General features: G+C 53.5%; 19 protein-coding genes and 2 pseudogenes. 8 read left to right on the forward strand and 13 right to left on the reverse strand.

Annotated features, from left to right (window positions below):
• Both MICA_RS05975 and MICA_RS05980 read left to right on the forward strand, forming a co-directional pair.
• Window positions 1-822, forward strand: a complete 822-nt coding sequence (locus MICA_RS05975; RefSeq protein WP_014102813.1) for a TatD family hydrolase — start codon at window positions 1-3, stop codon at window positions 820-822.
• Window positions 819-1,619: an MBL fold metallo-hydrolase gene (locus MICA_RS05980; RefSeq protein WP_014102814.1), complete on the forward strand. Its 801-nt coding sequence runs from the start codon at window positions 819-821 to the stop codon at window positions 1,617-1,619. The genes MICA_RS05975 and MICA_RS05980 overlap by 4 nt, the downstream gene beginning before the upstream one ends.
• 220 nt (window positions 1,620-1,839) lie before the next feature.
• On the opposite strand, the pseudogene MICA_RS12515 reads toward MICA_RS05980, so the two are convergent.
• Window positions 1,840-2,211 (reverse strand): annotated as a pseudogene (locus MICA_RS12515) (methyl-accepting chemotaxis protein); the annotation flags it as partial.
• A 210-nt stretch (window positions 2,212-2,421) separates the two neighbouring features.
• Window positions 2,422-3,972 (reverse strand): annotated as a pseudogene (locus MICA_RS05985) (PAS domain S-box protein); the annotation flags it as partial.
• Window positions 3,973-4,201: 229 nt separating this feature from the next.
• Here MICA_RS05985 and MICA_RS05995 point away from each other — a divergent pair.
• Together MICA_RS05995 and mazG are read left to right on the forward strand one after the other, a co-directional pair.
• Window positions 4,202-5,131: an EAL domain-containing protein gene (locus tag MICA_RS05995; RefSeq protein WP_014102816.1), complete on the forward strand. Its 930-nt coding sequence runs from the start codon at window positions 4,202-4,204 to the stop codon at window positions 5,129-5,131.
• Between the two features lie 92 nt (window positions 5,132-5,223).
• The gene (mazG, locus tag MICA_RS06000) at window positions 5,224-6,027 is read left to right on the forward strand and encodes a nucleoside triphosphate pyrophosphohydrolase (protein WP_014102817.1); all 804 of its coding nucleotides are present in this window, start codon (window positions 5,224-5,226) and stop codon (window positions 6,025-6,027) included.
• Here mazG and MICA_RS06005 read toward each other — a convergent pair.
• The 10 genes from MICA_RS06005 to MICA_RS06050 all read right to left on the reverse strand — a co-directional run bounded on the left by MICA_RS06005 (window position 6,017) and on the right by MICA_RS06050 (window position 17,994).
• Entirely contained in the window at window positions 6,017-7,150 is a 1,134-nt protein-coding gene (locus MICA_RS06005) for a hypothetical protein (protein WP_014102818.1), read from the reverse strand. The two genes, mazG and MICA_RS06005, sit on opposite strands and share 11 nt — an antisense overlap.
• A complete protein-coding gene (locus MICA_RS06010) occupies window positions 7,147-8,262 on the reverse strand; it encodes a hypothetical protein (protein ID WP_014102819.1) in 1,116 nt (371 codons plus the stop codon). Before MICA_RS06010 ends, MICA_RS06005 begins: the two co-directional genes overlap by 4 nt.
• Before the next feature lie 112 nt (window positions 8,263-8,374).
• Window positions 8,375-9,220, reverse strand: a complete 846-nt coding sequence (locus MICA_RS06015) for an inositol monophosphatase family protein (RefSeq protein ID WP_014102820.1) — start codon at window positions 9,218-9,220, stop codon at window positions 8,375-8,377.
• Between the two features lie 116 nt (window positions 9,221-9,336).
• Window positions 9,337-10,659 (reverse strand): GTPase HflX, encoded by a 1,323-nt coding sequence (hflX, locus tag MICA_RS06020; RefSeq protein ID WP_014102822.1) that lies wholly within the window; start codon window positions 10,657-10,659, stop codon window positions 9,337-9,339.
• A 10-nt stretch (window positions 10,660-10,669) separates the two neighbouring features.
• Window positions 10,670-10,918, reverse strand: a complete 249-nt coding sequence (gene hfq / locus MICA_RS06025; RefSeq protein WP_015467564.1) for an RNA chaperone Hfq — start codon at window positions 10,916-10,918, stop codon at window positions 10,670-10,672.
• Between the two features lie 129 nt (window positions 10,919-11,047).
• Window positions 11,048-11,731, reverse strand: a complete 684-nt coding sequence (locus MICA_RS06030) for an HAD family hydrolase (protein WP_014102824.1) — start codon at window positions 11,729-11,731, stop codon at window positions 11,048-11,050.
• Window positions 11,724-12,623, reverse strand: coding sequence for a D-amino-acid transaminase (locus MICA_RS06035; protein ID WP_014102825.1), 900 nt, complete (start codon window positions 12,621-12,623; stop codon window positions 11,724-11,726). The genes MICA_RS06030 and MICA_RS06035 overlap by 8 nt, the downstream gene beginning before the upstream one ends.
• 114 nt (window positions 12,624-12,737) lie before the next feature.
• Window positions 12,738-14,114, reverse strand: a complete 1,377-nt coding sequence (trkA, locus tag MICA_RS06040; protein WP_014102826.1) for a Trk system potassium transporter TrkA — start codon at window positions 14,112-14,114, stop codon at window positions 12,738-12,740.
• A gap of 30 nt (window positions 14,115-14,144) precedes the next feature.
• Window positions 14,145-15,614 (reverse strand): nitrogen assimilation response regulator NtrX, encoded by a 1,470-nt coding sequence (ntrX, locus tag MICA_RS06045; protein WP_014102827.1) that lies wholly within the window; start codon window positions 15,612-15,614, stop codon window positions 14,145-14,147.
• Window positions 15,615-15,651: 37 nt separating this feature from the next.
• Complete coding sequence (locus tag MICA_RS06050) at window positions 15,652-17,994, reverse strand: sensor histidine kinase NtrY-like (RefSeq protein ID WP_236619853.1); 2,343 nt, start codon at window positions 17,992-17,994, stop codon at window positions 15,652-15,654.
• 98 nt (window positions 17,995-18,092) lie between these two features.
• On the opposite strand from MICA_RS06050, the gene MICA_RS06055 reads away from it, so the two are divergent.
• The 4 genes from MICA_RS06055 to MICA_RS06070 are packed head-to-tail and all read left to right on the forward strand — an operon-like array spanning window position 18,093 to window position 21,218.
• Window positions 18,093-19,313 carry a bifunctional 2-C-methyl-D-erythritol 4-phosphate cytidylyltransferase/2-C-methyl-D-erythritol 2,4-cyclodiphosphate synthase gene (locus MICA_RS06055; RefSeq protein ID WP_014102830.1) on the forward strand — a complete coding sequence of 407 codons (1,221 nt, stop codon included), beginning with the start codon at window positions 18,093-18,095 and terminating at the stop codon, window positions 19,311-19,313.
• Between the two features lie 3 nt (window positions 19,314-19,316).
• A complete protein-coding gene (locus MICA_RS06060) occupies window positions 19,317-19,805 on the forward strand; it encodes a phosphatidylglycerophosphatase A family protein (protein WP_014102831.1) in 489 nt (162 codons plus the stop codon).
• A complete protein-coding gene (locus MICA_RS06065; protein ID WP_014102832.1) occupies window positions 19,789-20,271 on the forward strand; it encodes a CinA family protein in 483 nt (160 codons plus the stop codon). The genes MICA_RS06060 and MICA_RS06065 overlap by 17 nt, the downstream gene beginning before the upstream one ends.
• Entirely contained in the window at window positions 20,268-21,218 is a 951-nt protein-coding gene (locus MICA_RS06070; RefSeq protein WP_236619854.1) for a glycosyltransferase family protein, read from the forward strand. The genes MICA_RS06065 and MICA_RS06070 overlap by 4 nt, the downstream gene beginning before the upstream one ends.
• On the opposite strand, the gene MICA_RS06075 is transcribed toward MICA_RS06070, so the two are convergent.
• Window positions 21,164-21,655 (reverse strand): type II toxin-antitoxin system RatA family toxin, encoded by a 492-nt coding sequence (locus MICA_RS06075; protein WP_041793883.1) that lies wholly within the window; start codon window positions 21,653-21,655, stop codon window positions 21,164-21,166. The two genes, MICA_RS06070 and MICA_RS06075, sit on opposite strands and share 55 nt — an antisense overlap.

Genomic DNA, 21,655 nt, shown 5'->3' on the forward strand with positions numbered 1-21,655 from the left:
ATGTATATCGACTCCCACTGCCATTTGAATCACAACCGCCTGCTGAATATCGGCGGGCCGGATCAGGTGATTGCAAATGCCAATGCGGCGGGTGTCGATGGCATGCTCAGCATTTGCTGCCGCATTTCCGATGAATTTCCGCAAATTCTGGATCTGGTTTCCGACCGGAAAAACATCTGGTGCACCATCGCCACGCACCCGCACGAAGCCAGCGATCCGGCGGAAAAGGCCGTGACGCAATCCGATCTGGTCGCCATGGCAAAATCGCACCCGAAAATCATCGGTATTGGCGAAAGCGGCCTCGATTACTTCTACGAACACGCCACGCGTGAAGATCAGCAGGACTCATTCCGCAAACATTTGCGCGCCTGCATCGAAACCAACCTTCCTGTGGTTGTTCACGCCCGTGATGCGGATGACGACATTATTCGTATCATTCGGGAAGAGGGGGCGGGGACCAATTTAACCGGTGTCATGCACTGCTTTTCGTCCAGCCGCAAAATGGGTGAAGAGGCGCTGGAATGCGGCTTTTACATCTCATTCTCCGGTATTGTGACATTCAATAAATCCCAAGAACTGCGTGATTTTGCGCGTGATGTTCCGCTGGACCGTATTTTGATTGAAACCGACGCACCATATCTGGCCCCGGAACCGTTCCGCGGAAAAATTAACGAACCCGCATTGGTCGTTCACACAGCACGCGCAGTCGCCGATACGCACAAAATCTCTGCCAAGGATCTGGCCGCCAAATCGCGTGAGAATTTCTTCAGGTTGTTTCCACGCGCACTGGATACATTCATCGCCGACGGTGAAGCTGCATGAGCAGAAAAGTTAAATTAACCATTCTGGGCTGCGGCAATTCGGCGGGTGTGCCGGAAATCGGCAATTACTGGGGCGCATGCGACCCCAATGAACCACGCAACCGCCGCACACGCGCCAGCATCGCATTACAGGACGAAAAAACCACATTCATCGTCGATACCGGCCCGGATTTTCGCGACCAGCTTAACCGCGAAAACATCACGCATGTGGACGGTATTTTTTACACCCATGCGCACAGCGATCATATCGGTGGCATTGATGAATTGCGTGTGTTCAGCAAACGCACAAAATCCATGATTCCGCTGTATGGTGATCAAAAAACCATCGACGAAATCCGCTATCGTTTTGAATACATGTTCAACGACATTGATGATGGCCTGTATCCGGCCGTGTGCAGCACGCACGCATTCCACGACCACGAATACGGCCAGATTAAGCATTTCGGAACCATACCGGCCATTCCGTTTGTGCAGGACCACGGATACCGTGAGTCACTGGGCATCCGCGTTGGCGATCTGGCTTATTCCACGGATATGGTGAATTTGAACGACGCCGCGCTGGAAACGCTTAAAGGCGTTCGGGTCTGGATTGCCGATGCCGCTGGTTACAAAATGCCGAAAAACTATGTCCATGCCACGTTGGAACAGATTTTTAAACTGAACGAAACCATCCGCGCCGAACAAGTCTATATCACGCACATGGCGGCCTTCATGGATTACAAAACATTGTGCGACGAATTGCCATCCGGTTACGCGCCAGCCTATGATGGCCTGACATTGGAAACCACGGTTGATTGATGGTCGTTTAGACGCGGCTTATAAAGAGTAAGAAACGCTTTATAAAACAGATATAAGCACCCTTTTCCCACCCTGTATATTATTTTCCATAATATACATTATCACATCATTATCAGGCGTATTTCTCAAGTCCCCAGCCAGTTCTCATGCATACAAAACGTCCCGCGATTTGTGCTCGCGGGACGTTTGTGCATTTTAAATCCGCGTTCCGTGGATCATTTTACTTCTTCGTCTTCTTGATACTCTCACTGATCATCGCAACAGCATTCGATGTTGTTTGCGAATTTGTTGAGATGTCTTTGACAATGATACTTTGCTCTTCAATCGCACTGGCCACACCCGCAACGTAACCATTCACTGAATCTGCGGATTCAATAATGGCCTGTACGGCATTCGCAACCTGGCCTGATATTTGCTGAACTTTTGAAATTTCCTGGGCAATGTCATCTGTGGCCGATGCCGTTTGCGTAGCCAGATTTTTGACCTCACTGGCCACCACGGAAAACCCTTTCCCGGCTTCTCCTGCGCGTGCGGCCTCGATTGTCGCATTCAGGGCAAGCAAATTTACCTGCTCGGCAATGTCCTTGATCAGGTTTACGATATCTTCCATATCCCGCATGGTTGAAACCAGATTTCCACTGGCTTCGCCGGACGCTTTCACTTTATGCACGATATCTTCCGTAGCCTGTTTAGACCGCGCCATGTTTGTAGATATTTCATTGATTGAATGCGATAATTCCTCTGTCGCACGGGCCACGCTGCCAACATTCACGCCTGTTTGGTCAGTCAAATTGATCATGTCCGTCACGTCGGCGGCATATTTCACGACCTTGAACGGCTTTCCGTTCAGGTCGAACACAGGGTTATAAGATGCCTGAATCCAAACCTCGTCACCGTTCCTTGTTATCCGTTTAAAGACGCGGGCGTCATAATTCCCGGCGCGCAAATTGTTCCAGAAATCTTTGTATTCCGCACTTTCAACCTGTGCTTTATCAACAAAAATTGCGTGATGTTTGCCGCGGATTTCATTCATGCTGTATCCCATAAAATTCAGGAAGATATCGTTAGCATGAATAATCGTTCCATCCATGTTGAAATGAATTACGGCCTGGGATTTATTGATCGCTTCGATCTGGCCTTGGTAATCCGCATTTGCCAGTTTTGCATCTGTAACATCAACGGCAAATTTTACGACTTTGAACGGCTTCCCATGTTCATCTAAAATCGGGTTGTATGTGGCGTTGATCCAAAATTCACGCCCACCTTTCCCAATGCGCTTATATTCGCCAGATTGGTATTCGCCACGTCGTAATGCGTTCCAGAATTCTTTATATTCATGGCTCGCCGCGTATCCTTGTGTGGCAAAAATCGAATGGTGTTTACCCACAATATCCTTTAAGTCGTCGTAGCCAGCGGCCCGCAGAAAATGGTCATTTGCCGCCAGAATTGTTCCATCCATATCAAATTCAATAACCGCCTGCGATTTACGAATAGCCTGCATCTGGCCTCGGAATTCTGCATCGATATGTTTTTGTTTTTCAGCTTGTTCGGCCAATGCCTGTTCGCGCAACAGCCCATCACGCAGAACATTGACGGAGCGTGCCATATCCCCGACTTCGTTACCATAATCAAGATAAGGGACATTGTCTGAAAGCTTCCCTTGCGCCAACAATCTGAGATAACCACACAGGCCGCGCAACGGCCCTCTTAGCGAATTTTGAACAAAGAAGAATGAAAACACCAATGTAAACACAACACCAATGACAGCAGAATTGATCAGCAAGGCTTTCACTTTGCCCCGTACAGATTCAATATGTTCATATGTCTGGATAATATCTGCTTCGTTCTTTGCGGCGAAATCGACTAGTGATTTGTTAAAAGCCTGGCGGTTGCTGCGGTTTTCATCATTGTCGCCATAAACCCGCGCTGCGGGCGCGCCCTCTTCCATCCCCAGGCGCACAATTTCTGTTCTGAATTTGACAAAATCGTCGGCCGATTTTTTCAGTGCGCTGAAAGACCCTTTATCTTCCGGCTTAATAATTTTTTCCCATTCGGATACCGTATCCTGAATAAGGGCCAGATTTTTTGTCAGAGGCTTGGCAAATTTTTCAACTTCGGCAACATCCCGGGCCATGTAAACGCCGCGCGAATCCATTACAACGGCATAAACCAATCCGTTTATCTTTTCGCTATATTGCGCTCTGGCTGATGCGTTCTGAATGCTGGATGTCGCATGTTGATACTGGCTTAACCCGTAATATCCCAAGCCGGCCAGCCCAAGCGCAAGCGCTGACAGGAAGAAAACCAAGCCGAGAATTTTGTGCACGACGGATACATTTTTGAACATGATCATGATGATGACAATCCACACATAGAGTTACGCCATTGTGACAGGATAGAATTCGAACCTTATGCAATCCTTACGATCGATATCTTTTTTATAAAACAAAGCGTTAGGCCGAAAAAAGAGCACACCTTCGACTGGAAAGAAAATTGCCAAAACCCCAATAAGACCATAAAATACAAGCGTTTCTTTACGATTATCGCCTATAGTCAACGAACGATATTTCAGACATGGAAACATGAACAAAAACCGCACCGCCTTGTTTCAGGATTTAATCGCCGCGACCCGCATGGGTCTCGACATGAAGCATGCCGCCGGGGTGGTGTCTGATGATGATGCCCGGATTGCGGGCACGCTCCTTTCCGCTCTGGCGGCTGGCCGGTATCATTTTATTGCCGAAACATGGCACAACAATCATGATGAACATGCTGACCTGGTCACCTATCCGGCAGAGCTTTTGCTGCGCGCTTATACAGCAGAGGGAACGGCGATCAAACCGCTGGAGCCCATCACCATCCTGTCTCAATCCGGGTTGCAATCAAATTTTGATCAGGCCTTGATACTGGCAGGGCTTGATCAGGCGTTAGCCCAGGGATTGAATCCCGTATCCATCAACACATCCGCGCGCAATGTTTCAAACGCCAGTTTTTGGTATGACGTGTGCGATATGCTGTGTGATGATTTCACGCCCGGGGAAATCCACGGCCAATTAACATTGGAGGTCACGGAAGACGATCTGGCCGACAGCCCCTGCCGCGATATTCTTCTGGCCATGAAACGGCAATTCGGATGCACTTTTGCGATCGATGACTTTTACCACGACTATGTTGAGAGCAACGGCCACCACGGCATCGGCAGTCGCGACTGGCTCCGGCTTGATAACCTGCGTGATATTGTCGACTATGTTAAAATTGACGGCGTGACCGTCGAGGCCGCATTGGACCAGCGCAACCCGTTTAATCTCGGGGATCTGGTGGACCGGATCAAACACATTGTTCCGAATGTTAAAATCGTCCTGGAGCGCGTCAAGAATGCGGACCAGGCCCACGCGTTCAACACCGTCAGTGATGCCGTCCAAGGTCTGTACCTGACCCATGACCGCGATGCCTTCCGGCGGGAATTATTCATCGCTGCGCGTAATTTCCCACCGCGTCCGGAAAATCTGTAATTCAATTTTCATATCATAATTGCCAGTTTTATTTCAGCGGCGCTTCTGACATAGTGCCTTCGTGAAACCACCCTACACGAAGGACCGGAACCATGACCGCCCTCCCCCCGCACGACTCCTGCCCGTCGATGAAAGACCTGATCGCCGTCATGGCCAAATTGCGCGACCCCAATGGCGGTTGCCCGTGGGATCTGGTGCAGAATTTTCAAACCATCGCGCCCTACACGATCGAGGAAGCGTATGAAGTGGTCGAGGCGATCAACACCAACGATATGAAATCGCTTCAGGAAGAATTGGGCGATTTGCTGATGCAGGTTGTCTATCACACACAAATGGCGTCCGAGGCCGGGCATTTCACGTTCGAGGACGTTGCCGCCGGTATCACCGCCAAGATGATCCACCGCCACCCGCACGTGTTTGGTGAAGCCAAAGCCGCCGATGCCAAAGACGTTGAAAAGCGCATCTGGGAAGACCAAAAGGACAAGGAAAAAGGCCCGCGCGAAAGCATTCTGGATGATGTTCCACACGCCCTGCCCGCCCTGATGCGCGGTCAGAAACTGGCCAAACGCGCCGCACGTGTCGGGTTTGAATGGCCCGAAGCGGTTCACGTTCTGGACAAGCTGGAAGAAGAAATCGCCGAACTGCGTGAAGCCATGGCCAGCAAAGGCCGGGACGAGATTCAGGATGAGCTGGGCGACATGATGTTCTGCCTGATGAATTTCGGGCGCATGCTGGACCTTGATGCCGAGGAAACATTGCGCAAAACGAATGCAAAATTTGAGCGTCGTTTCAGAGGGATAGAGCGCGATCTTAAAGCAATGAATAAGGAATTTTCTGACACGAATTTGGAAGAAATGGAAGCGCTGTGGCAGGCGCAAAAGCGCATCACGGGGTAAGTTTATTCCGGGTAGTGTGATATGCTTTTTCTACATCAATACAATGACGTATCGCAATTTCTTCATATTCGTCTTTATGGACGGCAATATCAAAAAACTGCAATAAATGACCCGATTCACGGTGCAGTTTTTCGGTGATAAAGGCCTGCTCGGCCCCATCCTGATAGTTATATTTATCGCGATCTTCACCGTCATAATCGGGGTCACAGAAGATGTCTGGGGCCAGCCCCTCGATTAAAACGCCACGCGTCAAATCAGCGCGGCCGGCATTTGGAATAATCCCAACACCGCCCGCCATGTCACTTGATGCCAGAAACACAGGCAATACGGCCGCACCATTTTTTTGATAGAGCGCGCTTAAGGATTCCGCATAACCAAATCCATCACTGCGACACCCCAGCAAATGGTGGGCGCCGATATTCTGCACCATCACATTCACGTGATGACCCTGCATAAAGGCCAGACCACGCTTGGCCATCACCCAGTTGCGCACGGCCATGCCGCTGGAGCTGATCGCGTCGGCAACATATTCATCATCGCGCGTGTAGATCAGGGCCCCTGCCTGCACCAGCGGATCGGTCATATCCAGCATGGCGTGGTTCAGGGAGAAATCGCGTGCAGCATCGTTAAAAATCGTAGGAATATCATTGTGATACAGGAAGGCGTTGAAGTTTTTCTCCGCCACTGGCGCCCATTCCGGATGCATGCACACAATCGATGCGGCCAATGACGCGGTTCCGCGCGGGTCAAAGGGGATCAGACTGTCGTAATATCCCTCACCCCGACTGACATCCAGCCCCATGGCTTCCGTCATCATGTGGGCCAGCGTATTGCTGGGGCGCTCCATCGCCTGGGCGAAAACGGTGCCTTGATCATGAAAGGTCGCGGCGACCAGATGTTGTAATTCCAGGTGGGCGGATATGTTATGCGTCTCACCAATCAGGATGACCAACGGCACATCATCCGCTAAATCCGCCCGCATTTTTGCGGCCGCACCAACGATAATATTGGCCGCCGGACGCAGATCATACGGATTGGCTGAGCAATTGATGTAATGCCCCGCAATGCCATCGCGGGCCGATCTGATAATTGTTTCGGAAAATGGATCATCGAACGGGCTCATGCGGTCAAACTCGCTTTATGGCGTGCGCAATCCGCATAATATTGCTCCAAAATGCGGGCATATGATGCCTGAATAACCTCAATATTCTTTCTCATGGTCTTTGCTGCATCAAAGCACCGGATCAATCCGCCAGATTGCCGATGCAGTTTTTCGGTGATGAAGCTTTGCTCTGCACATTCATCCACCTGCTCGCTAAACAGATCGCCCGCCAACCCCTCGATAACGATCCCTTGCGCCAGATAATGTCGACGCGTGGCTGGGATTGAATCCACGTCATCATTGTAGCCAACCCCTGCAATGAAGACCGGCAAGACGGCCGCGCCGGCGGCCATATAGGTTTCAGTCAGAGATGGCGCATGGATATCGAAATTGCTGTATCTCCGCCCCAGAACATGCGACAGGCCGGTATTTTGCAGGATTATGTCGACGCCTTGCCGGGCCGCAAAATCAATGCCGCGACGGGCCATAACGTGGTTGCGAATGCCAATACCGCCGACGCCGAAAATGCAGATGTCGTTTTTCTTTGTCACATGGCACAGTTGAGCGACCGCAACGTTGATTGAATTATACATATCAATGTATAAGCCCCCCTGCCGCTCATAATCGCGGGCCGCATCGTTGAAGATGCTGGGGATTTTATTTTCGTAGCAAAAGGCCATCAGATTACGCTGCGCAACGGGTGCGGCATCTGTGGTGGCGCATCCGGTTATGTAGGACAGCAAACTGGCCGCACCCCCAGTGTCCAGATCCAGAATGGCATCGCTGTCCAAGGGCCCAAGATTTGGAATATTCGTGGTCATCGCACTGGTGAGGGTGTTGCTGCTCAACTCATACCCAACACAAAAGCGCTGCCCCTGTTCCAGCAGTTTCGCGGCAACCATATGCTGCAATTCGACATGGGCGGAACATGTGTGATTTTCCCCCATCAGGATGACCAACGGCGTGCCCGGGGGCAATTCTGCGCGTCTGCGACCTGCGGCTTGAATAATCAGATCTGCGGCGGGGCGGAGGTCATACGGGTTGGCGGAGCAATCAATATAACGCCCAGCCATACCCTCTTCCCCCAGGAAGAGCGGCGCATTGGATGATGGTTTGACTTTGATTGTGGCCATTACAAATCCCGCCAAATGCTTACGCAGTAAGGCAGGACTATACCCTTTTAATTGTCATAATGCAATATTTTGAGGGGCGGGATTTTCGTAGATTGAAATAACGAAATTCCGTTTATTTTCCGTACTTTAAAATAATATCCTCAAGTATTGGTTTAATAAAAATCGCATCAATCTGATGCAAAAGCGCGTCATGGCTCGCCACCAGCAGCCCGCCGAAATCATCGGACGGGTGGTAAACGGATGAATCCCACTTGGCGATCACCCCGCCAGCCTCAGTTACAGCCAGCACACCCGCCAGATGATCCCACGGTTTGATCCGGCTATAGACACCGAAATCGGCCTTGCCGGTGGCGAGGTTGATGTACTCATGCGCGGCACAGCTGAGGGAATAAAATTGCTTTACCTTGTCGCGCTGTTCTTCCAGATGGGCGCGCATTTCTTTTGGAAAATATTTCTTCCCAATATGACCCGTGGCGTTGATGGCGTCATTTCGGTTGGTCAGGTTCAGGCGACGGCCTTCAAAATATGCGCCCGCGCCCTTTTCCATCGTCATGGTGCGCTCGCCCAGAATGTCATAAATCCATCCCGCCCGAATTTCACCGTCCATCACACAGGCCAGCATGACCGCAAATTCACGTTTGCCGTGGACGAAGTTATAGGTGCCATCGACCGGATCGACGACCCAGACCATTTTGCCCGCTTCTTTCAACGGGCCCAATGTGGCCTTGCCGGATGAAATGCTTTCCTCGCCAATCACGATCGACCCGGGATACAGGTCGGGCAGAATGCGGACCAAGGCCTCTTCGGCCTCGGTATCGGCAATGGTGACGAGGTCATTGGGCCCGGATTTTGTATCAATCTGACCGCTGGTCAGGGCGTTGTAGCGCGGCAGGATATAGGTCGCGGCAACATCGACGAGGACGTCGGAGATTTTGTCGATATCAATGGATTGTGTCATGGGTTACGCCCCCTCCCGCTTGTTTTTATTCGTCATACCGGCGAAGGCCGGTATCCATACAGATCCCCCATGGATTCCGGCCTTCGCCGGAATGACGATAGAGGGGAAAAGCGGCATCAGGCCGCGTGTTTCCCAAACCGTTCCGCAAACCGCCCCTGATCCGCCGGGTCGATTTCGACGCGCATGGCGATCATGGCATCTTCGCCGTCGATCCGTTCGATAATATTGCAACGGGCATAAAGCCAGGCCAACGCCTCACCCTCTGCCGGGTGCAAGTGGTAGGTCACGATATTGCGCCCATGGGCCAGCATGCGTGAAATCATCTGCATCAGATCATCAATCCCCTCACCCGTCAGGGCGGAGATGGCGGCCGTATTTTCAACATGCTCACGCGCTTCGCGCAGAATGCCGGGGCGGTTTTCCTCCGCAATGGCATCCATTTTATTCAGTACCTCAACCACACGGCGATCGGAGGCGTATTCGATGCCCAGATCATGCAGGATGGAAACCACGTCATTTTTTTGTGCCGCGCGGTCATGGCGGGACATATCACGCACGTGGATAATCACATCGGCATATTGCACCTGTTCCAACGTGGCGCGGAACGAGGCAACAAGGTGAGTGGGCAAATCGGCGATAAATCCAACCGTGTCGGCCAGAATAATTTCATTACCGTCTTCCAGTTTCACCCGGCGCATGGTCGGATCCAGCGTGGCGAAGGGTAAATCCTCGGCAAACACATTTGCCCCGGTCAGGCGGTTGAACAACGTCGACTTCCCGGCGTTGGTATACCCAACCAGCGACACGACCGGGAACGGGACTTTTTCCCGCCCTTTACGTTGCAGGTCGCGGGTACGGCTAATCTGTTCCAGATCGCGTTTCAATTGCGTGATCCGGTCCGTTACCAAGCGACGGTCAATTTCCAACTGGGTTTCACCCGGGCCCCCGGTTTTACCCATGCCGCCACGCTGGCGTTCAAGGTGGGACCAGGATTTAACCAGACGTGATTTCTGGTATTCCAGCGCGGCCAGCTGGACCTGAATTTTACCTTCGCGCGTTTGCGCGCGGGCGCCAAAAATTTCAAGGATCAGTCCGGTGCGGTCGATGACCTTCACCTTCCATTCCTGTTCCAGATTGCGTTGTTGCACCGGGCTGAGGGCGTGGTTCACGAATACGACATCGGGTTTCATTACCTCGACCTGGGCCGCGATCATCTCGCGTGTGCCCTTGCCGAACAAGGCACCGGCATCAATCTTACGCACCGGAACAACGCGGGATTCGCAGACATCCATGAAAATCGCATGGATCAGTCCGACGGCTTCTTCCAGCGCGTCTTCCGGGTCGCGGTCGTGGCGTGCAAAAGACCCCGGCAATGTCGGGTGCAGAACGATCGCCGTTCCTGGCCCTTCATCATCCGGGGTCTGTTGTGAATCACTCATGTTTTAAAACTTAAACGTCCTGATCTTCGCCGGCTTCATACAGGCTCAGCGGGCCGCCCGGCATAATCGTGGAAATTGCGTGTTTGTAGACCAGCTGGATATGCGCATCACGACGCAGCAACAGGCTGAAATTGTCGAACCAGGTTACAACACCCTGCAACTTGACGCCATTGACCAGAAAAACGGTCACGGTCATCTTTTCTTTGCGGATTTTGTTAAGGAAGACATCCTGCACGTTCTGATTCTTTTCACCCATCATTTTTTCCTTTTTTATTTTTCATATTTAGTTAACGGCCAGATGGCTGGAATTACTTAGCGAATGCACAATGACCAGACAAGGGGGAGACCCGAAAAAACCTAAAATTAACGTAAAATTACAACAACGAACTCACAGATTTTGCTTGAGCAGGCTTAACAATCCCTGGTTATCGCCAACGATATGGGTCGGCGGGTTATTTTGGGCCGCAGAATCATGCCGTCCGTCAAACCGCAAAAACACCGATGCGCAGCCCGCATCCCGGCTGCAGAGCAGGTCCGATTCCGTATCCCCAATATACCATATATTTGGCCCGGCCTTTAATCCGGCCTGATTGAGCGCAAGAATCAACGGGTCCGGCGCTGGTTTATCGCGCCCGGCCTCGCCCGCACCGACGACGGATGCGAAATATTTGCTCCAGCCCAGATGTTCGATTTCCTTCATCAAAACGGCGTGGCGTTTGTTGCTGACCACGCCCATCGGCACCCCGGCGGCAGCCAGATGCGCCAGAACTTCGCCCGCGCCATTCATCGGGGCGATGTGCGCCAGATGCAGCTTCTCAACATTCTCGTACCAGATTTTGAAGGCCTCGTCCGAGCGACTGCCATACAGACGCGGAAATAATTCGCGGGCGGAATATTTCAGATTGTCAAAAAACTGATCATCACTGAATGGCGGCTGGCCAAAATGGTTCTGCAGACGCGCATACATTTCGCGTAACAGCGGAATCGTATCCACCAACGTGCCATCCCAATCAAAGAACACGCCGGCCGGACGTGATGCGGGGGTAAAATTCTGTGTCAATGTGTCACCCATTTTTATCGTTCAACCCCGAAACCCATTTCAATTGCGCCCCGCGCAAGCCATCGGCATAGGCGCGGTATTCTTCATACAAACGCCGCGCCACCGGCCCGGGTACACCCGTTCCAATGACGTGATCATCCAATTTAACGATCGGCACGATCAGAGCCGCGGCCCCGGTGCTGAAGGCTTCATCGGCCTTGTATGCTTCATCCGGTGTAAAAGCCCGTTCTTCAACGGTCATTTGTAAATCATTGGCAATTTTCATCAACGCCGTGCGCGTCACACCGCGCAGGATGGAATGGCTGGGTGGGCGGGTGATAATCCGGCTGCCCTTCACGATCCACGCGTTGGATGCCGCGCCCTCGGTGATCAACCCATCATCATCGACCAGCCAGGCTTCCGCCCCGCCGCGCGCGTAAGCGCTTTGGCGCGCCAGAACTTGCGGCAACAGGGCAACACTTTTCACGTCACGGCGTTTCCAGCGGATATCCGGGACGGTAAAAGCGGTGACGCCCTTTTCACATTTGTTTGTTTTTTCAAAATTGAACGGGCGCGTAATGACCACGATTGATGGCGCAACATGGGCCGCCGGAAAAATAAAATCGCGTTTTGCCTGCCCGCGTGTCACTTGAATATACACGGTTGCGGATTTCAGGTGATTGCGGCGAAGCAGTTCGCGCATCACCATTTGCAATGTCCGGCGCGGCATGGGCATATCAATGTCCAGTTCGGCCAATGACCGTTCCAAACGGTCCAAATGTCCCTGTTCATCCGCCAAGTGGCCGTGGATGCAGGCAATCACCTCATACACACCATCGGCGAACTGGAATCCACGGTCCTCCACATGCACGTTGGCGTGTGCATGGGAAACATACGAACCATTAACATAGGAAACGCGTGGCATAATACTTCATCAATCCTTCAATTGTCATTCCCGCGAAAGCGGGAATCCAGAGCCCTCAGGCTCATTCTATCCCAGTCTTCTGGATCCCCGCCTTCGCGGGGATGACAGGTTTGTTTAAAACAGGTCCACATGGACCAGGAACAGTTTTTCAACCTTACGCGCCTGCGCCTGCGTGGCCAGCACGATCACGTGGTCCCCGGATCGGATTTTTAAATCCGGTTGCGGCATCAACACGTCATCGCCTCGCACAATCGCGCCAATCAACACATCACGCGGCAGTTTAATGCGTCCGATTTCCGTGTTCACAATACTGGACGTGTCGGACACTTCGGCTTCAATCACCTCGGCAAACCCATCACGCAGGCTGTGCAGCGCCTTGATCCGGCCACGGCGCACGTGCTGCATGATCGATGCAACGGTAATCGCACGGGGCGTTACCATCGCATCAATATCCAGGAATTTGATCAGCGGGGTATAGCTGACCTTGTTCACCAGCGAAATTACCCGCTCGCATCCCGCCTGTTTGGCCAGCAGGGCCGCCAGAATGTTGGTTTCATCATCATCCGTGACAGCCACCATGGTTTCGGTGTTGGCCATGTCGGCGTCTTCCAGCGTTTTGGGCTCCAGCCCATCGCCGTGCATAATCGAAATACCACGCAATTGTTCGGACAAGGTCATTGCGCGGGCCAGATTGTGTTCAATGACCCGAATACGCGTTTGCGGGCTTTGTTCCTGTAAAATACGAGTCAGGTACATGCCAATATTGCCGCCACCCAACACCGTCACATGGCGTGCTTCTTTTTCCTGGTGGCCAAAGGCCGCCATGGCCCGTTGCAAATGATCGGTGTCGGTGAAGAAATAAACCTCATCCCCCGCATACATTTGTTCGTTTTCGTTCGGAATGATGGCTTGCTGGCCACGGATAATCGCCGCGACTTTCAACGACAGGCTGGGAAACAGGCTGGTCAATTGCTTGAGCGGGGTATTGATGACCGGGCAATTATCCCCGCACATTACACCCACCAAATGCACCCGCCCCTCGGCCAGACGCATCACGTTGGTGGTGCCCGGCACGCGCAGCCGTTCACAAATGGCGTGTGCAACCTCCATCTCCGGCGAGATAATGACATCAATCGGCATATGTGCGCGGGTGAACAGGTTCGACCATTCCGGCTTCATATAGGCACGGTCGCGGACGCGGGCGATTTTTTTCGGTACGTTGAACAAGGAATGCGCGACCTGGCACGCCACCATATTGACCTCGTCCGACTGGGTCACGGCGATCATCAAATCAACATCCGCGGCCCCGGCGGCGGATAAAACATCAGGATTGGATGCGTGGCCAACAATACCGTTGGCGTCCAGCGTCTCATTCACCTTCGCCACCAGATCGGGCAGGATATCAATGACGGTCACATCATTGTCTTCGCGCGACAAATATGCCGCAATATTGTATCCGACCTGACCGGCCCCACAGATGATGACACGCATGATGATTTAATTCCAAAGGCAGGGATTTGTTTAGGCTGTTTTCTTCTGGCTGGAGGCTGGCGTTGACGCTTCGTCCCCATCGGACAATCCGTCTGCACCATCGCCGTCATTGTGCTTCTCTGACGTTGAAATGCCAAGCAATTTCAGTTTCCGGTGCAGGGCCGAACGCTCCATCCCGATAAACTGCGCGGTTTTGGAGATGTTGCCATGGAACCGCTCAACTTGGGCCTCCAGATAGTCTTTTTCAAATTGTTCGCGAGCATCGCGCAACGGCATCAAAACCAGTTCACGGCTGAGCGCCGCACGATCGCCATCACCGCCCATATCGGCCCCAGTGATTTCTGGCGGCAGGTGATCCGGCCGCACGGCTTCATCGGCCCCAGCCCCGGACATGATCATCACCCATTCCATAACATTACGAAGCTGCCGGATATTGCCGGGCCAGTGATAGGCCTGCAACGTCATCACGGCGGCCTCGGACAGGGTCCGGCGCGGCAGGGAATTGGCATCCGCATATTGATCCATAAAGGCGGCGGCCAAATCGGGAATGTCGGCCACGCGGTCACGCAAGGGTGGCATTTGTACGGGGACGACGTTCAGGCGGTAATACAAATCCTGACGGAAATGCCCCTCCTCCATCGCGCGGTTCAGATCGCGGTTGGTCGAGGCCAGAATACGTACATCCACCTGCACCGGATCTTTCCCACCGACGCGGGTGACTTTTTGGTCCTGCAAAGCGCGGACAATCTTGCCTTGGGTTTCCAACGGCATATCCGCCACTTCGTCCAGCAGCAACGTCCCGCCATTGGCCTGTTCCAGCACGCCGACCTTGCCCGGTTCACCGTGGATACCGTCAATCGATCCAAACAATTCGATTTCCAACCGTTCCGGCAACAAGGTCGCGCAGTTCAGGGCCATAAACGGCCCGGTGTTGCGTTCCGATAAACGGTGGATCAGGCGCGCGGCCAGTTCCTTGCCCGTGCCCGGTTCGCCGGTAATTAAAACGCGACTGTTGGTCGGGCCGACGCGTTCCAGAACATGGCGCAACTGGCTGACCACGCTGGACGCCCCGGTCAGATCCGCCGGGGTGGATGTTTTCCGGCGCAGCGCTTCGTTCTCTTTTTTCAGCTCGGCATTTTCCAGCGCCCGGTCGATCATCAGCAACAGGCGGTCGGACTTGAACGGCTTTTCAATAAAATCATATGCGCCCAGTTTGATGGCGTTGACGGCGGTTTCGATGGTGCCGTGGCCGCTGATCATAATAACGGGCAGATGCGGGTGATCGGCCTTCAGCTTGGTCAGGATGTTCATCCCGTCATGTTCGCTGTTCTGCAGCCAGATATCCAAAACGACCAGCGACGGCACGCGCGCGGCAACGGCGTCGTACGCCTGTTGCGCGTTTCCGGCCTGACGGGTCGAAAATCCCTCGTCCTCCAGAATGCCTTGGATCAGCATCCGGATGTCGGCTTCGTCATCAATGATTAAAATATCCGCAGACATTGCGATTCCATTACCTAATAAAGCGGCAGTCTATCAATCATCCGGACGCGGCATCAAGCGGGACAATCTGTTCGTCCCCCGCCAGTATATCATCGGCGGCCAGATCGAATACCAGTGTCATCGTCGCCCCACCCAGATCATTCCATCCCGGTGTGGCACGGATCAAGTCCGTCGTCCCAATAATAAGGCGACCACCATGGTCCTCCATAATCTTCTTCACGATGGCCAACCCAAGCCCTGTGCCTTTTTCGCGATGGGTAACATACGGGTCGGTCAGGCGGGCCGTGTCTTCGCCTTTGGGCAATCCGGCGCCGTTATCACTGACCATCACCATCACCGTGCCATCGGCGCGGTTTTGGTGCAGGCACAGTTCAACATGACCCGGCGCGTCCACTTCAACACCTTGTGTAATCCCATTTTTCTGTCGTGTTTCAATGGCATCAATGGCGTTTTGAAGAATATTGGTGAAGACTTGGCGCACCTGCTGCGCGTCGGCCTCAACCCAAACCGGATTGGCCGAAATTGTGCGCGGATCAAAACCGGAATGGGTGAATTTTATATCCGGGTACGCCTGCTGTTGCAGGATCATCGTATCACGCAACAGGGTCAGCAGGTTCTCCCGTTTCATCACCGGCTCGGGCATCCGGGCAAAGGCGGAAAACTCATTCACCATACGCCCAATATCACCCACATGGTGGATAATCGTGTCGGTGCATTGGGCAAAGATATCAGGATCTTCGGTAATCTGTTTCAAATATCGCTTCTTCAACCGTTCCGCCGAAAGCTGGATCGGGGTCAGCGGGTTTTTGATCTCATGCGCGATACGGCGGGCCACGTCCGCCCATGCGGCTTTGCGCTGTGCGGATTGCAGGGCGGTCATGTCATCAAAGGTCAAAACCGCACCACGGTCTTCATCGCCGATCAAGTCGATGGCAATGCGGACCAGGAACGTACGGCGGTTACCATCGACGTCGATAAAGGGAATCTCGCCTTGCGTAATCTTGCCCGGCTTCTGGTGCGCCTGGTCCAGCAAGGGCTGAATTTCTGGGACGATGTCCCCAATGCTACGGCTCACCAGCCGTTCATCCTTGTCCCCGAACAAATCGGCTGCCGATGAATTGGCCAACGTAATCTTGCCCACCCGGTCCACGCCGATAATCCCGGCTGATACCCCGGCCAGAACCGTTTCCGTGAAGCGGCGGCGCTGGTCCAATTTGCGGTTGGCCATAATCAATTCATCACGCTGATCCTGAATCTGGCTGGTCATGCGGTTGAACGCCCGGGCCAGAACTTCGAATTCATCCAGATTGTCGGATTCGATCAGGCGGACCGTCAAATCGCCCGCGCGCACCCGGTCGGCGGCGTTGACCAGCGACCCGATCGGCGTCACCAATTGCCGTGCCAGCACCAGACCAAACCACATGGCCGCCAGCAACAACAGCAAACCAACGACGACAAACATCATCATCATCTTGATTTGCAGGTCGCCCCGCTGGGCTTCCAATTGGTCATATTCCTTTACCGCGCGTAATGTGGCATCCAGACGGGATCGCACCAACGGGTCAACCATGCGGCCGACAAACAGATACGTGTCGATAAAACTGTTAAGCTGGACCAGCGCCCGCACGCGGTCGTCATCCCGCGTACCCATCACGGCAACCTCGCCCTGACGTGCCTGATCCATGACATATTGTGGAATATTTTCAAATTGCAGGGAGAAATTCATCCCCGATGACGCGATCACGCGGCCCGACCCGTCGAAAATCAAAACTTCGGACAGGTTCCGCAGGAAAGATTGCGTTTGCACCAATTGGTCAAACCCCGCCGGGTTGTGGGCGGCCATATCCGCCGCACGATCAAGGTCGCTGGCCATGGCCAGAATATCGGCCCGAACAACCTGCTGGTGTTCTTCCATGTACGCTTCGGCGAAGGCTTGCGACTGGGTGACCGCATTTTGCACCTTCTCACTGAACCATCCTTGCACCCCGTAATAGAAGAAAACGGCGGAAAATACGGCCATGATAATGGCGGGAATCGCGGCCAAAAGACTGAAGATCATCACCAGACGGCCATGCAGACGCGCACCCGGCACGCCGCGACGGCGACCGCTCCACAATCCTGCAATCCGTCGCCCGATCAACGTGGCCAGAACCAGCAGAATGACCAGATCAAGGTTAAGCAGCCAAAAAATGGTCCGGGGATCATTGCCAAAGGGCGGCGTTTCGGTCAGCGCGGCATAGGTGGCCACACCCGACGCCACCGCCGCGATGCTCAGCACCAAAGCTGCCAGCGTTCCAACACGGGAATAGCGCCGCTCGAGAATGTTCAAGCGTCGCCAGAAACGGTTTGTTACGCTGTTCGCCAACAAGGATGATTTCACGCGTTCAATTATCCGCTATAAAGGCCAGAGTCTGACGCACTCAGTAAATCGCCTGAAATATCCCCCTATTTGACGGGAAAGGCAAGCCCGGAAACGCTATGGAAAGCATGAATAAACCGCAGAAAAACGCCGATTTTAGCCCCCTGCCTTTCACCCTGATTGTGGTGGCGGCGGGAACAGGAACCCGTATTGGCGGCGAGATTCCGAAACAATATCAACGCATTAATGGCAAAACCCTTCTGCGCCATACACTGGATCGGGCGTTGAAATTGCCGGGTTTGCGCGATATTCGGGTGGTTATTCATGCCGATCATTCTGACCCGTATCATGATGCGGTTCATGGCCTGAATCTGCACCCGCCAGTGATCGGTGGAAACAGCCGAAAGGAAAGTGTTTATAACGGGATAAAATCCATTACCGAAGTAGGCCCGAAAGAGGTCATTTTGATCCACGACGCCGCCCGCCCGTTCTTGGATACCGAAAGTGTATTGGCTCTTGTGCATAAGGCCCACGAAACCGGCGCGGCAACGCTGGCCGTGCCCGTGGCGGATACAGTGGCGCGCGATAAAAACGAATCTCTCGATCACATCATCGACCGCACGGGGTTGTGGGCGATTCAAACGCCGCAGGCTTTTCACTACGACCTGATCAAACACGCACACGACCAATTCCAAACGAACGAGAATTTCACCGATGATACCGGGTTGGTCGCAGCCATGGGTGAAACGGTTCACATCGTGCCCGGCACACGGCAGAATTTTAAAATCACAACGACGGATGATATGACAATGGCAAAACCCCTCCTGTCTCAACCCATGGAAACACGCACGGGGTTCGGGTTTGATGTGCACGCTTTGACCGCGCCGAATGCTGGATCGGGTGTTATTCATCTGGGCGGCGTGGCCATTCCGCATAACCGGTCCCTGATCGGCCATTCGGATGCGGATGTTGGTTTACACGCATTGACCGATGCCATTTTATCCACCATCGCCGCCGGGGATATCGGCACCCATTTCCCCCCGTCCGACCCGCAATGGAAAGGTGCAGACAGCACCATTTTCTTGAAAAAATCAGTTGATCTAATCTATCAGCAAAACGGTGTAATTACTTTGCTTGATTTAACTTTCCTGTGCGAAGAGCCCAAGATCGGACCGCATCGTGAAGCGATGCAGGATTGCATTCACCGTGTCACCGGCGTGGCCAAAAACCGCATCAGCATCAAGGCCACCACAACCGAAAAACTGGGCTTCACAGGCCGTGGTGAAGGGATTGCGGCCCAGGCGATTGCCACCGTACAATTCCCGGCAGAGGATGATTGATTCATGGCCGATTTAACGCCCGCAAAACTGAACTACCGTGACCCCGCCACATGGGTGGCCACATGGGGTGGTTCGGGCTTCCTGAAACCCGCGCCCGGCACATGGGGGACACTGGGCGGCCTGCCCTTTGGGATCCTGTTTCTGGTGCTGGGTGGCCCAGTGGTTCTGGCGCTGGCGGCCATTGCCCTGTTTCCGCTTGGCCTGTGGGCCACGCGCCGGGTTGAGGGCATGACGGGGGACCACGATTCCGGGTTTATCGTGGTGGATGAAGTCGTGGGCATCTGGATCACCCTGCTCTTCGCCGCCATAACGCCGGTTTCGGTTGTGCTGGCCTTTGTCCTGTTCAGGGCCTTTGATGCGTTAAAACCATGGCCCGTGTCGCATTTCGATAAAAACGTCCCCGGTGCCATGGGCGTGATGTTGGATGACGTGGCCGCAGGCTTGATGGCTGGACTTTGCTTGTTGGGATTACGCTATGTTGGAATTGCTTGAAGCCGTCTCCGCACGTCTGGTGCAAAAGAAACTCATGCTGGTGTCAGCCGAATCCTGCACCGGCGGCATGATCGGGGCCGTAATGACGGATCGCCCAGGATCTTCAGCGTTTTACGCGGGTGGGTTCATCACCTACAGCAACGACCTCAAGACCCGGTTGCTGGATGTGCCTGAACCCATGCTGGCCCAATATGGGGCCGTCAGCGCCGCTGTGGCCCAAGCCATGGCGCAAGGGGCTTTGGATAAAACGAACGCCGATATTGCTATCTCTGTCACCGGGATCGCCGGCCCCGATGGCGGCAGTGTGGATAAACCCGTCGGACTGGTCTATATCGGGTATGGCCTGAAAGGTCGACCTATTAACGTTTCAAAATACAATTTTGAGGGTGACCGTGGCGCCATCCGACGTCAGACTGTTGCGGCGGCTTTAGACCATATCCTCAAAACGATCGAGGTTTTAGAATGAGTACACCTGAACGCGTAACGTTTGTAACCGGCGGGGATAAACGATACTTCCCCATGATTCTGGAATTAATTCACTCCATCCGCCGTTTCCCGCAAAGCGCAGGTATTGATATTTGTGTCATTGATGCGGGCTTGACCCCGGAACAGGTTCGCCATCTTGAAGACGGATTGGTACAGAAAGTGGTCAGCCCGGATTGGCCGGGACCTTTGGCCGCACGTCAGGGGAAGCTTAAAGGGCAGGATCATTTAAAGGCCTGCGTCGCTCGCCCCTTCATCCCCCAGCACTTCCCCGGTTATGACATTTACATCTGGTTGGATGGCGATGTCTGGGTTCAGGACTGGTCAGCAGTTGAGGTTTTGATTACGGGCGCCCGCCGCGATGCCATCACCATCTGCCCGGAGGTTGACCGTGCCTATGGCAAGGTAACCAAGATCAGCTGGATCGGCCCGATGCCATGGCGGCCACGCAGCTTCCTCTACAGCAACGGGAAAAAAGCATTTTCCGGAAAAGTCGCGCGATCCTTGTACCCATGGCCCGGTGTTAATGCGGGCGTGTTTTCCATGCGCGCCACGGTTCCCTATTGGGCCCGGTGGCAAGAATTGATTGTGAAAGCCTTGCGTAAAGGAAAAATTTTTACAGCGGAACAATTAACGCTGGGCATGATGATTTATCTGGAGGGAGCCAAGGTCGAATTCCTGCCCTCTGTCTATAACTGGATCTGCGCGTTCAACCCGATGTGGGATGAAAAGACGCAGTCTTTTGTTGAACCCTATCTGCCCCACAACACAATCGGGATTGTGCATTTATGCGCGATGGATGACATGCGCCGGGACCGTTCGGCCACGGTGGATACAAAAACGACGGATGGGCGCATTGTGCCCATGTCATATCGTTACCCGTTTTTTGATGGCATTGCGGAATCCACCGATGTGGCCCGCGCGGCGTAAAGGGATCTGGCACGTTCTTCGAACGCACCGACCATCCGTTTGACCGCTTCGTGGAAAAACACGGTGATCAGCTTTTGCAGCATCGGATTTTTGAATTCAAAATCGACGAAGAAATCGATGGTGCAGGATCCGTCCGCATTGCGTTCAAACCGCCATTGATTGTTCAGATGCCGCATCGGCCCCTTCATATATTCCACATGGATCATGTCGGGGCGGGTCATGGTCACGCGGGATGAAAAAGCCTCGCGCACCATTTTGTAACCGATAATCAAATCGGCATAAATCACATCGGCTCCATCCACGCCTTTTTCCCGTTTGGTAATCCGGCTGGCAATACACCAGGGCAGGAATTGCGGGTACAAATCGACCTTGGCGACCAGATCAAACATCTGTTCCGGCGTGTAGGGCAAGGTTCTGCGTTCTGCGTGGGTGGGCAT

Origin of the sequence: Micavibrio aeruginosavorus ARL-13 (assembly GCF_000226315.1) — a bacterium.
Lineage (GTDB): Bacteria > Pseudomonadota > Alphaproteobacteria > Micavibrionales > Micavibrionaceae > Micavibrio > Micavibrio aeruginosavorus_B.